The 14,685-nt window shown below is 63.2% G+C and carries 11 protein-coding genes and 1 pseudogene; 8 read left to right on the forward strand and 4 right to left on the reverse strand.

Going from position 1 to position 14,685, the window contains the following annotated elements:
• Nucleotides 1-10: 10 nt before the first annotated feature.
• A complete protein-coding gene (locus tag QM841_RS39635; protein ID WP_283336267.1) occupies nt 11-1,033 on the reverse strand; it encodes a phosphotransferase family protein in 1,023 nt (340 codons plus the stop codon).
• Nucleotides 1,034-1,761: 728 nt separating this feature from the next.
• Here QM841_RS39635 and QM841_RS39640 point away from each other — a divergent pair.
• The 5 genes from QM841_RS39640 (at nt 1,762) to QM841_RS39660 (ending at nt 7,824) form a co-directional block, all read left to right on the forward strand.
• Nucleotides 1,762-2,829, forward strand: coding sequence for a Rieske 2Fe-2S domain-containing protein (locus tag QM841_RS39640; RefSeq protein ID WP_283336269.1), 1,068 nt, complete (start codon nt 1,762-1,764; stop codon nt 2,827-2,829).
• Nucleotides 2,826-4,019 (forward strand): acyl-CoA dehydrogenase family protein, encoded by a 1,194-nt coding sequence (locus QM841_RS39645; protein WP_283336270.1) that lies wholly within the window; start codon nt 2,826-2,828, stop codon nt 4,017-4,019. Before QM841_RS39640 ends, QM841_RS39645 begins: the two co-directional genes overlap by 4 nt.
• An 87-nt stretch (nt 4,020-4,106) precedes the next feature.
• A complete protein-coding gene (locus QM841_RS39650; RefSeq protein WP_283336271.1) occupies nt 4,107-5,684 on the forward strand; it encodes a class I adenylate-forming enzyme family protein in 1,578 nt (525 codons plus the stop codon).
• A 110-nt stretch (nt 5,685-5,794) separates the two neighbouring features.
• Entirely contained in the window at nt 5,795-7,105 is a 1,311-nt protein-coding gene (locus tag QM841_RS39655; protein ID WP_283336272.1) for an MFS transporter, read from the forward strand.
• Nucleotides 7,102-7,824, forward strand: coding sequence for an SDR family oxidoreductase (locus QM841_RS39660; RefSeq protein WP_283336273.1), 723 nt, complete (start codon nt 7,102-7,104; stop codon nt 7,822-7,824). The genes QM841_RS39655 and QM841_RS39660 overlap by 4 nt, the downstream gene beginning before the upstream one ends.
• Before the next feature lie 144 nt (nt 7,825-7,968).
• Here the strand turns inward: QM841_RS39660 and QM841_RS39665 are convergent, their stop codons facing one another.
• On the reverse strand, nt 7,969-9,213 hold the full coding sequence (locus tag QM841_RS39665; protein ID WP_283336275.1) for an NAD(P)/FAD-dependent oxidoreductase: 1,245 nt from the start codon (nt 9,211-9,213) through the stop codon (nt 7,969-7,971).
• 1 nt (nt 9,214) lies between these two features.
• Nucleotides 9,215-9,532, reverse strand: coding sequence for a 2Fe-2S iron-sulfur cluster-binding protein (locus tag QM841_RS39670; RefSeq protein WP_283336276.1), 318 nt, complete (start codon nt 9,530-9,532; stop codon nt 9,215-9,217).
• Between the two features lie 96 nt (nt 9,533-9,628).
• On the opposite strand from QM841_RS39670, the gene QM841_RS39675 reads away from it, so the two are divergent.
• The 3 genes from QM841_RS39675 to QM841_RS39685 all read left to right on the forward strand — a co-directional run bounded on the left by QM841_RS39675 (nt 9,629) and on the right by QM841_RS39685 (nt 13,479).
• The gene (locus tag QM841_RS39675) at nt 9,629-11,350 is read left to right on the forward strand and encodes an N-acyl-D-amino-acid deacylase family protein (RefSeq protein ID WP_283336277.1); all 1,722 of its coding nucleotides are present in this window, start codon (nt 9,629-9,631) and stop codon (nt 11,348-11,350) included.
• A 112-nt stretch (nt 11,351-11,462) separates the two neighbouring features.
• A complete protein-coding gene (locus QM841_RS39680; protein WP_283336278.1) occupies nt 11,463-12,350 on the forward strand; it encodes an LLM class flavin-dependent oxidoreductase in 888 nt (295 codons plus the stop codon).
• Nucleotides 12,351-12,360: 10 nt separating this feature from the next.
• A complete protein-coding gene (locus tag QM841_RS39685) occupies nt 12,361-13,479 on the forward strand; it encodes a lactonase family protein (RefSeq protein ID WP_283336280.1) in 1,119 nt (372 codons plus the stop codon).
• 320 nt (nt 13,480-13,799) lie between these two features.
• Here QM841_RS39685 and QM841_RS39690 read toward each other — a convergent pair.
• Nucleotides 13,800-14,639: pseudogene (locus QM841_RS39690) on the reverse strand (IS3 family transposase); the annotation flags it as partial.
• Nucleotides 14,640-14,685: the final 46 nt, after the last annotated feature.

Genomic DNA, 14,685 nt, shown 5'->3' on the forward strand with positions numbered 1-14,685 from the left:
TCTGCGGGCTTCAGATGCCTGTCAAGGTTGCTGCCCAGGCGCGGTCGATCGTCTTGTCGACGAAGTCCGCCGACGGCAGTGCCGCGCCTCTGTCCGGCGAAGGAGCTTCTCTCGCCCGCCGCCGGACGCCCTCGATGATGATCGCGATCTTCCAGAGCCCGAGAACGTACCAAAAGGTGACGTCAGCGAGGTCCCGGCCGGATGACTCTGCGTACAGCTCGGCCATCTTCCGGCGGTCCGGCAGGCCGGTGGCGGATGCGCTGTGAGGTGTCGTGACACCCGCGCCGTCCGCATCTGGCTCGGGCCAGTAACCGAGCATCGTCCCGACATCCGCAAGCGGGTCGCCCAGGGTGGACAATTCCCAGTCGAGGACCGCCCGCAGGTGGCCTGTTTGCCGGTCTACCAGGAGATTGCCGAGGTGGTAATCACCGTGCAAGAGCGTTGTCTCGCTCTGAGAGGGGATGTGCTCCTCTAGCCACCGGCTCAGTCGGTCTAGCGCGGGCATGTCACGCAACTTGCTTTCTTCCCACTGTCGCGACCATCGCCGAAGCTGGCGGGGAGCATACGGGGCATGGCTCGACAGGTCGGCCAATCCGATCGTTGCGACGTCGACTCGGTGGATCCCAGCCAAGGCCCCAACAATGGACCGCCCGAGCTCCTCGCCGATCGCTGGCCCAAGCTGTGAGTGGTCAGCTAGCTCATGGGCCGGCGAGCCCTCGATCATCGACATAACGAGCACCGGCGCGGACGCGACCCCCGCGTCGTCGCACAGGCCGAGAACCGTCGGGACGGGAACCTCGGTTGACGCCAGGGCCGTGAGCACGCGACCCTCCCGGCCGACGTCGTGGGCGGACGCGAGGAGCTTGCCCAGCGGTGGACGGCGGATAACCCACTGGCGTCCCGCGTCGTCGACGACCGCGAAAGTAAGGTTCGACCGACCGTCGCCCAGGCGACGGAGACGGAGGGCCCCGCTCACGGCGATGCCGCGGTCCGACATCCAGTCGCGCAACGTGGACGGGTCGACGCCTGCCAACTCCGGCGCACTCACCTCAGTAACCCCTGGGTCCGGATCGATGAGTCCAACATCTTGTTTCCTTAAGTTCGTAGGTGCGGTTAGTTCGTTCGATTACTTCGATTACGTTGTGCTGTGACCCGGTCGGGCCGGGTGAGGCTGCAGCAGCAGTCCTGCATATAGGTTCTGATTCGGCATAGGTCCCGGGGAGTGGTACGCCGTTCGAGGGGGCTGAAGGCGAACCCCGGGCTCTGGACGGGAATGGTGGACGCTGGGTGATCTCGGCGAACCCGAGCCGAGGTCCACGAGGTTGCGCGGCGCACCGCAGTAACTAAACCTCAGGGTCAGTGATGCCGTTCCCGTCCCAAGCTAGGTGAAACTGAACCCAAACTCAACCATCTCGGCCCCTTGGTTGCGTAAGGCGGAGTGGACGAGTCGGCCTCCCGGCGTCGAGGCGAATGTCGATGCCGGCTGCTGTTGACCGACCACCCCCAGTGCGTCAAGGGTTGCACCCTTGAACATGCACACGTGACGCCCAGGCGGCCCTTCCGGGCTGCCTGGTGGCCAGGTTTCGCCGTTACATGACCAGTGTCGGCGTGTATTTCATTCATCCTCAGCTCACGGGGCGACTATCACCTTTTGGATGGCGAGGTAGCTTTCCAAGCAGTGTTGGATTAAAGTCTGGCTGGACGCTGCCCCGACCACGACGCGAGGCCCCCGACGAGCCGGGCCCTCAGCGCGGGGAAGCGATGACGCAACTCCAGCAAGGGGAGACAATGCAACTTCAAGGGTCTGAGCGGGATTTTCCCGCCGGCTGGTTCCAGATCGGGTGGTCGCATGAGCTCGCTCGCGGCGATGTGCGACCGCTCCGCTTCTTCGGCGAGGACTTGGTGTTGTGCCGATACGAGTCCGGTGATGTAGGGCTCTTCGATGCGTACTGCCCGCACATGAATGCGAACATCGGTTTCGGCGGCCGAACAGTGGGGGAGAGGCTCGCCTGTCCCTACCACGGATGGCAATTCGACCGCTCAGGATGCAACACGCACATCCCGTACAGCTCTCGGGTGAGCGTGTCGAAGGGCCTACGCTCATGGCACGTCGTCGAACTGGGCGGCTCGGTCATCCTGGCGTGGTACGGCCCAGATGGAACCGCACCAAGTTTCGATCCGCCCGGTACTGACGAGCTGCCCGGAATGGGTGAGTCGACGTTCTGCCCAGTGGGCCCGGACACGTCGCGCCGCTATGCTGAGCTTCCGATGCACATTGACTTCGTCACCGAGAACACGGTGGACATGAGCCATTTCAAATTTGTGCACGAGACGCCGGAGATCGGCTCCATCCTCCAGCTGGATCCGGTTGACCATCGATTCCACGTGCGATTCTCCATGCCGATGAAGCTCTACGGCCCTGACGGTGGCGGTGAGGTCGTGGATGCGGTCACGGAGGTCACGAACTGGGGTCTCGGACTCATCCTTGCCCGGTTCACCGACGGTGCCTCGCTGATTCAGGCGCAGACCCCTGTCGACGGCAATCGGTGCGACGTGATGATGACCATGGTCCTACCGCGGAATGCCTCGGGTTCGGAGGTCCCTACCGGCGAACAGCTCGCCCGGTTCAAGATGGCTTGCCGCCAAGTTGAGAACGACATGGTCATCTGGACACACCGCCGAGCAGGTTCGCAGGCGCACCTCGTTGCGGAGGAGATCGCGCCATTCAAGACGTTTATGAAATGGAAGAGACAGTTCTACTCTGCGCAGCCGGCCGCCGGATCGCAGACACAGCGAGCATTGCGCTCGGAAAGCGAGGTTGGATCGTGAATCGAGGTGAGCTCGAAGAGCGCCGCGTAGCGCTGCACGACTTTGTCGAGCGGCGGCTCATTCCTCTTGAGAGTGAGCTTCCCGTCGAGGGTCTCCCCGATGAGCCGCTCCTCAAGGAGCTGCAAGAAGAGGCCAGATCTGCAGGGTTCTGGGGGCTTTCGGCGCCGCAAGAGTTCGGCGGGCAGGGGCTCGGCGTGCTTGAAAACGCCGTCCTCCTCGAAGAGATTATGCGTACCACCGTCAGCGGGGTCAGCGGCGGCTACTACGGCGCTGGCATCTTCGGTGGCAACCCGCCGTCGATCATTCTGTCGCACGGCACGGAACGCCAGCGCGAGCTCTACGCGCGGCCAGTCGCAGACGAGGGATGCGGCTACTTCATTGGTATGAGTGAGCCCAACGCCGGATCCGACCCAGGCGGGATGATGGCGACCACGGCGACACGGGTCGACGGCGGCTGGCTCCTCGATGGAGTCAAGGGAATGATGAGCGAGTTCTTCCTGGCACGGTTCGGGATCGTCTTCGCCGTCACAGACCCGGAGAAGCGATCTCGGGGCGGAATCACCGCGTTCATCGTGAGCGTCGACAATCCCGGGGTCAGCATCGAGGGCGAGACCTCCACGATGTCCGGAAAGGTCGCAACCTGGATCCGGCTGCACGACTGCTTCGTCCCCGACGACGACGTGCTTGGTGCCGTCGGTGAGGGATTTGTCCTGGGACAGAAATGGTTCGGCCGGATCCGGACGCTCTACTACGGTGCTGGGATGCTCGGTCCGGCGGCGCGGGCACTGGAAATTGCCGCTGCGTACGCGAACGAGCGGCACACCTTCGGTGAGCCGCTCGCGTCTCGGCAGGCCATACAATTCATGCTGGCCGACTCAGCAATGCAGGTGAGCGCGGTCCGGGCGCTGACGCACGACACTGCCCGCAAGCTGGATGCCGGCGAGAGGTGCCGCATGGAGTCGGCGATGGTGAAAATCATGGGTACCGAGATGGCATGGGACGTCCTGGACAGGGCCCTGCAGATTCTGGGCGGGATCGGCTACACGAACAGGTACCCAATCGAGCGGATGATGCGCACGGTCCGTCTCTTTCGCATCACCGAGGGGGCAAATGAGGTCCACCGGGCTTTCCTGGCTCGAGAGCTCCTCAAGGAAGACGCTGTCAACGTGCCGCGACCGTTCGTCGCATGAGCGCAGGACGGATATCCGGACAGCGGCGGATAATCTTTGTTGGTAAGCCCGCTGAGGTGCGGGCCGGTGTGAGTATGGGCTGGGCATATGGCGAGTCGTGAGAGTCTGGGAGACTTCGTCCGTTTCTGGGGGCGTGCGATTCCGGAGAACGAAGCGATCATCGAAGGCGATGAGGTCACGACGTGGGCCGAGCTGGACGAACGCACGTCCCGGTTGGCTAACGGACTGCAAGAGCGCGGGATCGTCAAAGGCGACCGTATCGGGCTGATCGCACCGAACTGCCGCGAATACCTCGAAATCGTGATCGCAGGCTTCAAGCTAGGCGCGATCACGGTCCCACTCAACCACCGGCTGACAGCGAAGGAGTTGGGCTACATCGTCCAGCACTCGGGATGCAGCATGGTGATCGCGCACCCGGCAAACGCTGAGGTCGCGGCGCAGGCACTCGACGACCTGGCCGACGAGGCCAATGAGCCGAAGCTGGGCGACATCGTCCGAGTCGGCTTTGATTCGGGCTTCGGAGAAATACTCAATGCGCTGTACTCCGAGGACTCCACCGACGTCGATGTGCCGATCGAATCGGACGACGTGGCATTCATCTGCTACACCAGCGGTACGACGGGCAGGCCGAAGGGGGCAATGCTGAGCCACGGCAACGTGCTCGCCACCGCCCATTACCGCAATCTCGCAGACGACCTCGGGCAGCGTGCGCGGCTCTACCTACCGGCTCCACTCGCGTTTACCGGAACCCTCGTGATGCTGTGGGGGGTCACCTACGTCGGTGGTGGCCTCACTGTCCTCGACACAGTGAGCGACGCCAGGAGATCTCTTGAAGTAATTCAGCAGCACAGGATTTCGCATTTCACCGCCGTCCCGGTGATTTGGGAAGGGATGGTACGTGATCCGGAATTCGCGAGCTTCGACTTGTCGTCGCTACGCACTTGCGTGACTGGAGGTGCGGCCGTCAGCGAGACGTTTTTGCGTACCATGTGGGCAGCTGGCATCCCGGTCCGAAACGCATACGGCCTCACGGAAGGCGCCAGCTCTACGACCTGGCAGAGTTTCGAGGACTCACGACGCCACCCCGAGTCGGTGGGACGCGCCGGGATACACAACCGGATCCGCATCATCAGACCCGCCCGTGACCAGCTGGTCGACTTGCTGGTCGGCGATGTGGGTGAGGTTGCAGTGAAGGGCCCAGAAGTCATGCTCGGCTACTGGGGGGACCCAGCCGCCACAGCGACAACCATCGTTGATGGATGGCTCATGACGGGAGATCTTGGCTATCTGGACGAGGAAGGGTACCTATTCATCGTCGGCCGAAGTAAGGACATGATCATCTCGGGCGGCCTGAACGTCTACCCTGCCGAGATCGAAGGCGTGCTCGCACAAATCCCAGGCGTCGCCGAATGCGCCGTGATCGGTGTAGGCGACGAAAAATGGGGTGAGACTGCGGCAGCGATCATCCATCCGTCGGCGGACGCCGATCTGGAACCCGCCGCGATCCGTAGCTACTGCAAGTCCCACCTCGCGGACTACAAGCTACCGCGGTACGTCGTGCTGCGACAGTCCCCGCTGCCGCGGAACATGTCCGGGAAGGTACTGAAGTGGCACCTCGCGAAGGAGTACTCAGAATCGGCATCGCTGGGTCCGCCTCTTCGCTGATCCGGGGCGCCCGCATCCCGCGGGCGCCGCCGAGCACTCACTCGAACCTGAATCAACGCCACACGCAAGGCATGGATATGTCAACTTCTGAGCCACTCGAAACCCCGATCTTGGACGACAAGACGGAACACATACCGACCGCCACGTCTGCCACAGGACGTCGAGCTGCCCTCACCGGCGGCCTCGGGACCGTGATCGAGTACTACGAGTTCAGCCTCTACGGACTTCTCGCAGTCTTCCTGGCACCACTGTTCTTTCCCTCCGACGATCCCGCGGTCTCGACGGTCGCCGCGCTGGGGGCACTCGGCGTTTCCAACCTCGCACGACCACTCGGCGGAATCCTGATCGGTCGGTACGCCGACCGCCACGGAAGACGCACCATGCTGCTCCTCACGATCCTGGTAATGGGCCTGGCGTCCGCGGCGATCGGCATGCTTCCGGGGTACGCGACCGTTGGCATTGCGGCCCCCGTTCTTCTCGTGCTCATCCGATTCGTCCAGGGACTATCTGCGGCAGGCGAGGCGATGGGGGCAACCGCGTATGCGGTCGAGTCATCGCCATCGGCGAGGCGCACCTTCTTCAGCTCCTTCATCGGCAGTGGCGGCAGCTGGGGATACGTTCTTTCGGCCGTCGTCACCGGGGCGCTCAGTCTCGTAGTGAGTCCCGACAACATGGCGTCGTGGGGCTGGCGGATCCCGTTCCTGCTCTGTCTTCCACTCGCGCTGTTGTGCCTGTGGTTGCGACGTTCAATGGACGACTCGCCTGAGTTCGTCCGCGAGAAGGTGAACGCACAGCTCAGCCCCCGCCCGTTCCGCGATGTCGTGCTGCGCTATCCGAAGTCCGTGATCCGCGTGATAGGCATCCAGATCGGTCTGTCCGCCCCTGGCTATATAGGGCTTATCTATCTGACCGTGTTCCTGATCAGCGAGCGGGGGTTCCCGAAGAACCAGGTTTACTGGGTCACCGCCATCGCCATCGCTCTGGAGGCCCTCACGATTCCGCTGTACGGCATCCTGGCTGACCGCATCGGCGGGCGCAGACTGCTACTAGTGTCGACAGTCGCCTACATTGTCCTGGCCTACCCACTGATCCTCGGCCTTGCCCGCACGGACAGCATTATGGTCGTGGCAATCCTGTATACCGTGTTCATGCAGATCGCCGGGGCTCAAACTGCCCCAGCCTGGGCGATCTTCGCCGACCTCTTTCCGACAAACGTGAGGACCAGCGGCATGGCGCTCGGATATAACGTTGGCGTGACCGTCGCGGGTGGCTTCGGCCCGTTCATTGCAGCCCAACTCGTCCTTTTGACAGGTTCCCAGCTGGCCCCCGCCTACTGGGTTATCGCAGGCTCTGTCATCGGGCTTGCCGCTATCCTCTCCCTGCCCCGCCCGCACTCCGCAGATCAGCCAAGCAGGGCGTGAACCAGCGCATCGCGGTGGTCACCAACGTCTTGGACTACGCAGGGCCACCGGTGGTCGCCGCTCTCACCGCCCAAGGGGTCGTGACCATCTGTCACAGCGACGACTTTCGCCATGCCGGCGCGCGAACTGCCTACATGGATTCCTACCCCGACTGTATCGCCTCACCAGCACACACTCCGGAAGGCCTCGTGGCCGAGGCCGTCGCGCGGTTCGGGCGCGTGGATGTGGCTATCAGCAACGACATCGGTGACCTCAGGGAAGGCGAGTTTACCGAGCGGACCGCTGATGACTTCCGTGACCTGCTTGAGGCATTCGCAATCCACCCTGCCCGACTCGCGATGGCCGCAGCGCCTCCTATGAGGGAACAGGGTGGCGGGGTCATCCTGTTCGTTACCTCTGGTGCGCCGCTGGCCACAAGCTCCGGCATGTCGATCTACGGTGCGTCGCGGGCAGCTGCTAACGCGCTCGTCAGGTCACTGGCACGCGAGCTGGGACCGGACGGGATATCGGTGAACGCCGTCGCTCCCTTCTTCCTCGACAGCAACTACTTGCCCAATGGCATGGATGATCCTATGGTCGCAGAGCGAGTCCGCTCAAGCGTCCCGTTGCAGCGACTCGGCAGGCCCGAGGAGATCGGTGCGCTCATCTCCTTGTTGGTGTCCGGACAGGTCAACTTCGTAAGCGGACAGGTCATCGCCTTTTCTGGCGGAGGGGTCTGAAGGCCGTATCTTTGACATATACGTCACCTTGGCTAAGCACTCGGAAACCCGGCACGGATGCGACGGAATGGCCGGAATCATAGGCTGGCTCATCGGCGCCCGACTGACAGCGTGTAGTCGTCCGGGCGCCGACGAGCTTGGTCCCTACAGCTTGTTGAGGGGCGTCGTCGGATCGGCGAGTAGCGTGGCATCGACGGTCGAGCCTTCCGCGACGAGCCGTTTGCCTTGTACGAAATCCTTGACAGAGTTCACGCAGTCCAGCGCGATGACCCGTCCGTGTCGGAGGTAGATGACGGAGAAGCGGCGGGTGGCCGGGTCGCCACGGACCACCGTCTCGTCGTGGCCGCTCGACAGACCCACGGTCTGCAGGCGGAGGTCATACTGCTTGGACCAGAACCACGGCACGGCGTCGTACTCCGCATCTTCGCCGCTCAGCACCTTCGCGACAATCGTCGCCTGGTCGTGGGCATTTTGGACCGACTCCAGTCGGATCATTTCCCCATCGGCGTAGCGGTTACGGTGCACGGCGCAATCACCGATGGCGAACACGTCCGGAAGGGTGGTTCGACACTGTTCGTCGATCTCGACGCCGCCGGCTCCCGCGGCGCCTGCTGACAGCAACGGCTCGACCGCAGGAGTGATGCCAATTCCGACAATGACCAAGTCGCAGGGGAGGAGTTCACCGTCGGACAGACTGACCCCGCTGACGCGCGAGTCTCGACCCTCAATGCGCTCGACTGTCACGCCGAGCCGGATGTCCACACCGCGGGTCTGATGCTCGTCCTGGTAGAAGCTCGCCAGCGGCGCGCCTGCGACGCGGGCGAGCACCCGGTCCTGCGCCTCGAGGACGGTGATGTGCTTTCCTGCTTGGCCGAGGACTGCGGCTGTCTCAAGTCCGATGTATCCGCCACCGATTACGACAACCCGGGAGGTCGAGCTGAGCTCCGCGCGAATGCGATCGACGTCCGCCGTTGTTCGGACCGTGTGTACTCCGCCGAGGTCGTGTCCAGGGCAGGTCAAAGTCCGGGGGACGCCGCCGCCAGCCCAAACCAGATGACGGTAGCTGATCACTGCCTCATCGGCGCACCGCACTTGGTGCGCATCAGCGTCGACGGCAACTACACGACGGCCAGTGAGAACATCGATCCCACGGTCGTGCCAGAACGACGCCGGATGTATGAGCAGCCGTTCGATCGCGGTGTCTCCAGACAAGTAATCCTTCGACAGAGGTGGGCGTTCGTAGGGCAGATCGGGTTCGTCGCCGACCAGGGCGACCGAGCCGGTGAACCCGTGCTGTCGGAGAGAGGCGGCCGCGTGCGCACCACCGTGGCCGGTCCCGACGACTACAACGTCATACTGTGCCGATGGTTCGACTCCATCCGTCGTCATGTCAGTCCTCCGGCGCGATCGTGACTCGGAGGTCGTTCAGGTCATCGCCGAACGGGAGTTGGCACGACAATCGTGAGGTGGTCTCACGGTGGTCGGCGCTGTCGAGCAACTCGTCCTCGTCGTCGCTGATGGGAGGGAGCTGGTCAACGAACGCAGGGTCGACGTAGACATGGCAAGTGGCGCAGCATAGCTCGCCGCCGCATAGCGCCATCAGCTCATCGATTCCGGCTTCACGGATCACCTCCATCGTGGACATGCCCGATTGACCGTGCACGATCTCGGTCTCGCCCTCACGGGTTATGACATGCAGTTTTGGCATCGTTCGAGCTCCTTACGCTCTGTGGCTGTAGCAATCCTATCAGTGTTGGATTATTGTGATGGTGACAGCAAGATCCGTAAAGCGCGAGGGGAAGCAATGCAAGCTCACAAGCCGGACACCAGTGGCGATTTGCTCGTCCGAGGCGGCACCCTTATCGATGGCACCGGTGGTCCACAGCGTCGTGCAGATGTACGCGTCAGGGACGGCATCGTGGCTGAGATCGGGCCTGACCTGGCTCGCGACGGCGAGCAGGAGGTAGACGCAAGCGGGGCAATCGTGACCCCCGGGTTCATTGACGGTCATACTCACTATGACCCTTCTCTGTTCTGGGATCCGAGCTGCGACCCGATGCCTCAGCATGGTGTGACGACCGTTCTCTTCGGAAACTGTTCGCTGTCTCTCGCGCCGGTCCGTCAAAGCGATCGGGCATCGCTCAGCGAGACCTTCGCGGTAATCGAGGAGATTCCCGAACTCGGCTTCTCAGACCACATCCCGTGGGATTGGGAGTCCTACCCTGAGTACATCGCCTCCATGGGGTCGCGCGGGTTCGGAGTCAATGTGGCCGGTCTCGTCGGACTATCGGCGTTGCGGCTCTTCGTGATCGGTAAGGAGGCATGGGAGCGGCCATCAACCCCGGAGGAGAGGCAGCAAATGGCTGCCCTGCTTGATGACGCACTTCGTGCGGGGGCGTCGGGCTTCTCCACCTCGTACTTCGACCGCGGGGCAGACGGGCGGCTCGTGCCTAGTGCGATGGCCGACGATACCGAGCTCGAGGCGCTGCTGGCGGTGACCGGCGCTCACCGTGGGCATTTCGAGGTCCTCTCCCAGATGATGGACCATCCCGTTTCTATGGATCAGTTGGAGCGATGCGCGCGTTTGTGCGGAGCCGCGGATGTGGCAATGACCTGGAACGGTTTCATCGACTGGGACAAGGACCCGTCGATCATCGACGGCTATCTCGGCCTCGCACGGCGACTCCAGGCGGAAGGCCTTCGCGCCTACCCCACCATCTCGCCGCACCCGCAGGAGTTCATGGCGAATTGGCAGGGCGGGATGGGTTTCATCAGCGTACCGGCGTGGAATGAACTGCTGCAGGCAGCTGACGAAGCCACGCAGGGCCGGATGCTTGCGGACCCGGCGTGGCGGGAGCGCGCGGCCGCGGACTGGGACCGTATCCCGAAGACCACGTTCCCGCACCATGATCTGGACCGGGTCCGAATCGAGACGGTTGAGCGTCCCGACTTGGAACAGTTCGTCGGCGAGTCGTTCGGCTCATGGGCGAAGAATCATGGCGGCCACCCGTCGGATGCGCTCGCGGACTGGCTTCAGCTCAATGACCTGCACCCGGGCCTGGCATACACCACAGGGAACGCCAACCACGAGAGAATCGGGGCGTTCCTCAACGACCCTGCTACGGTCGTGTCTGCGAGCGATGCTGGTGCGCACATTATTTCACACTGCAATACCGGAGATACGACTCTACTGCTTACGCGGTACGTCCGGGACAGGGGTGATCTCCCGTTGGAGAAGGCGATTGCGGAGATGACCTCCCGTCCGGCCGATCTCTACGGGTTCGCAGATATCGGGCGTCTGGAAGTCGGCAAACGCGGCGATCTCACTGTGTTCGAACTTGATGCGCTGACTTTCGGTAGGCCCGAGGCGGTCTTCGACTTCCCTGGTGACGCCAAGCGCTACCGCAGGCCGGCAGGCGGCTACCGCGTCACCGCGGTCAACGGGGTTCCTACGCAGATTGACGGCAAGGCGACCGATAACCTGCCGGGCGAATGGCTCCCGGGCAAGAAGCCATGCCGGATCTGAACATCGTACCCGTGCAGGGTATGGCAGCCCGAGATGTCCGCGATCGGTCTACGTCCTGGTCTCACACCACCTCCGCGTCCACGGGTGGCCGGGGCCGAGGGCAGGGACGGTCATGACGAGCTTCGGAGTCCACACTGCCCTTGAGGGTTGCACGGTTCGCGACCTGCAGGAAACCTGGCGGCACGCTGAGGATTTAGGCTTCGACTGGGTGAGCATCTGGGATCATCTCCATCCCGCTGTCCACCCAGTCGAGGCTGGCTCTCTGGACTCGATCGCGTGTCATACCGCGCTGGCGCTCACGACGGACAGGGTGCGGGTGGGTTCGTTGGTCTACTCGGTAGGCTTCCGCCACCCAGGCCTCCTGGCAAGGGCAGCTGCAACAATCGACCACCTGTCCGGGGGCCGGGTGGAGCTCGGACTTGGCGCCGGGTGGCACCGGGAGGAGTACGACGCCTTCGGGTTTCCGTTCGAGTCGCCTGCCATCAGGCTCCGGCGGCTGCGGGAAGCCGTCGAGGTCGTCCGGCTGCTGTGGCGCGAAGAGGCCGTCGAGTACGAAGGCGAGTTCTACCGGTTGCGGGGTGCCCACTGCGGAATCCGACCGGTACAGGAGAAGCCACGAATCTGGGTGGGGGCATCCGGGGAGAAACTCGGTCTGTCCATCGTGGCTGCGGTGAACGACGGCTGGAACTGCTCCTCGGTGACCCCGGAAGAGCTCCGCCGCAAGCACGCGATCGTGATGGAAGCCGCCGCAGACCCAGATGCGATCGTCACCGCAGTCAACGTGGGACTCGACCTCGGCGGCGATGGCACAGGAGCCGTTCTGGCCGGGTCCGTCGAACAGGTCACCGATACTGTCGGACGTTACGTGGAGGCTGGGGCGGACAGAGTGATTCTCCGCCTGATTGCACCGTTCCAGCTTGACGAGCTCGATCTGTTTGCAGGTTCAGTGATGCCACGTTTCACGGAGCCATCGACTCCGCCTGTCCATCATCAAGGGTGAGGTGGGCTTGATGACGAAATGGCACCTCTACGTCGGGTGCTTCACGAAGGATCTCTGGACGTACTTTCCGCGCCCGGAAACCGATACGACGATTCCGTCTCCGGGCATCGAACGCCTGCTGTTCGATGACGTCACAGGGTCTCTGCGGTATGTCGGCGTGGCTGGTGGCGACTTGTCCAGTCCCCAGTATCTGGAGCTTCACCCCCATCTGCGAGTGCTCTATGCGGCTGAGTTCGCATGGCCGGGACGGCTCGTGGCCTTCGACATCTGCTCCGACGGGCAGCTCATGCAGCGGGCGACAGTCGACTCTCTCGGCGCCATGGCGGTCGCCACGAGCGTGCATCCCAGCGGCAACGTGGCGTACGTCGGTCACCTTGGCGACGGCGTGCTCACTTCTTGTGCGCTCGACCCCGGGGGCGGGATACAAGGGGCGATTGTTGTTCACCCAGGTACGATCCGGGAAGACCCGAACCACGGTGCCGGTGAGCGTTTCGCCTACCGCGGTTCGGGGCCCAAGCACCATCAAGTCCGTGTCACGCCGGACGGCGGCGGTCTCGTCGTCACCGACGTCGGCTCAGACGCTGTCGTCACATACGCGGTTGAGAGCCTGGACGGGTCGATCGCACAGCCAATCTCTCAAGTTAGTTTCCCGGCGGGGAGCGCGCCTCGCCACGTGGATTTTCATCCGTCCGGGAAGGTCGCGTACGTCGTAGGCGAAGGGGACGCGACGCTCTACGTGCTCGAGGCTCGTCAACATGTTCCGTTGAGGATTCTGAGCAGCCATCCGCTCGCCCCTCCTGGTGAAGTGGGGGAGTGTCTTCCATCCGAACTGCACCTCCATCCCGACGGCCGTACCCTGTTCGTCGGCCTCCGGCGAGCGGACTGCATTGCGGTGTTCGACGTCGACGACTCGGGTGGAGTGAGAATTCTCTACCACGAGTCGAGCGGGGGGCGGAACCCGCGCGCGGTCAGGGTGAGCCCTTCCGGTAGTCATCTGCTCGTCGGGAACTGGGACTCCAACGGTGTTGCGGTCTTCTCCGTCGACGACGCGCGCCGCCTCCGCCTGCTCGGTGAGCCGGTGGAGGTTCCCTCGCCAAGCTCTTTCGCATTCGTGGCAGTATCGAGATGACAAATCTGACATGACTGAGCCGCTTGTCTTCACGAGTCCTCTACTGGATACAGGCGAGGGTCCGCGAATCCTTCAACTATGTCTTGGCGACCGCGTTATGCGCAAAGACGCAGTGCCATGCGCGTTTCAAGAAGTACTGCAGGACTTCGATCCGTGTCGCTGCGGCTGAATGTATGAGGTCTCCGATATTCGGGTTAGTTTGCCATCGTGAGGTTGTAGGCACAGGTTTGCGAAGGCGCCGACGAAGGGACCGGATTTCGGCGGCGGGATGGTGCGAGTACCCCATCCTGAATCGCCCTGGATCGAGTGGAGACTCCGGTTCAGGCCACCTCGGGGGTTGAGGCAGCCGGGGGACGCTGTTCACGATAGCGGGTCTCGTACCAGATCGGCGAGAGATAATCGATCGACGAGTGCAACCGGTCCGCATTGAACCACCGCACCCACTCGGCGGTTTCCCGCTCCACCTCGGCCCGACCGCTCCACGACGCGGCACGGTCGATCAGCTCGGTTTTGTAGAGACCGATCGTCGATTCCATCAATCCGTTGTCGAGGGCGTCCCCGACGCTGCCGATCGACCCGGCGATGCCCGAAGCGATCAACGCCTCGGTGAACGCCAGCGACGTATACTGGCTCCCCGCATCGCTGTGATGCACCAAACCCGTTGAGGTGAAACGGATGTCGGATCTCCTGCGGGTGAACAACGCCTGCTCGAGCACTCCGGTGACCAACACGGTGGTCTTGGATGTCATCACCTGCCACCCGAGGATCCGGCGCGAGAACACGTCGACACAGAACGCCGTGTACACGAATCCGGTGAGTGTCCACACGTACGTAAAGTCCGCGACCCACCACTGATCGGGACGGTGAGGGGTGTCCCATTTCCTGTTGATCAGATCCGGGTGTCGTGGTGCCCGCTCGTCGCTCTCGGTGGTGATCGTGCGGCGTTTGCCGCGGACCACCCCGCGGATCCCGCAGATCTTCATCAGGCGGGCCACCTGATCGCGCCCGATGACGTGGCCGGCGTGTTTCATCGCCCACCAGATCTTGCGGGCACCGTAGAGGCGCTTGTTGGCCACGTACACCCTGTGCACGGCGTTCGCGGCGTACGCCTCGTCCAGGTCGGTGTCCGAGATGGGTCCGCGCTGCTTGGTCTTGTAGTAGACATCCCACGCGAGTCAGCGTCAACTGGCGACCGGTCTGAAGGCG

It is taken from the genome of Rhodococcus sp. IEGM 1307, from assembly GCF_030056915.1.
Taxonomy (GTDB): domain Bacteria; phylum Actinomycetota; class Actinomycetes; order Mycobacteriales; family Mycobacteriaceae; genus Rhodococcus_F; species Rhodococcus_F opacus_D.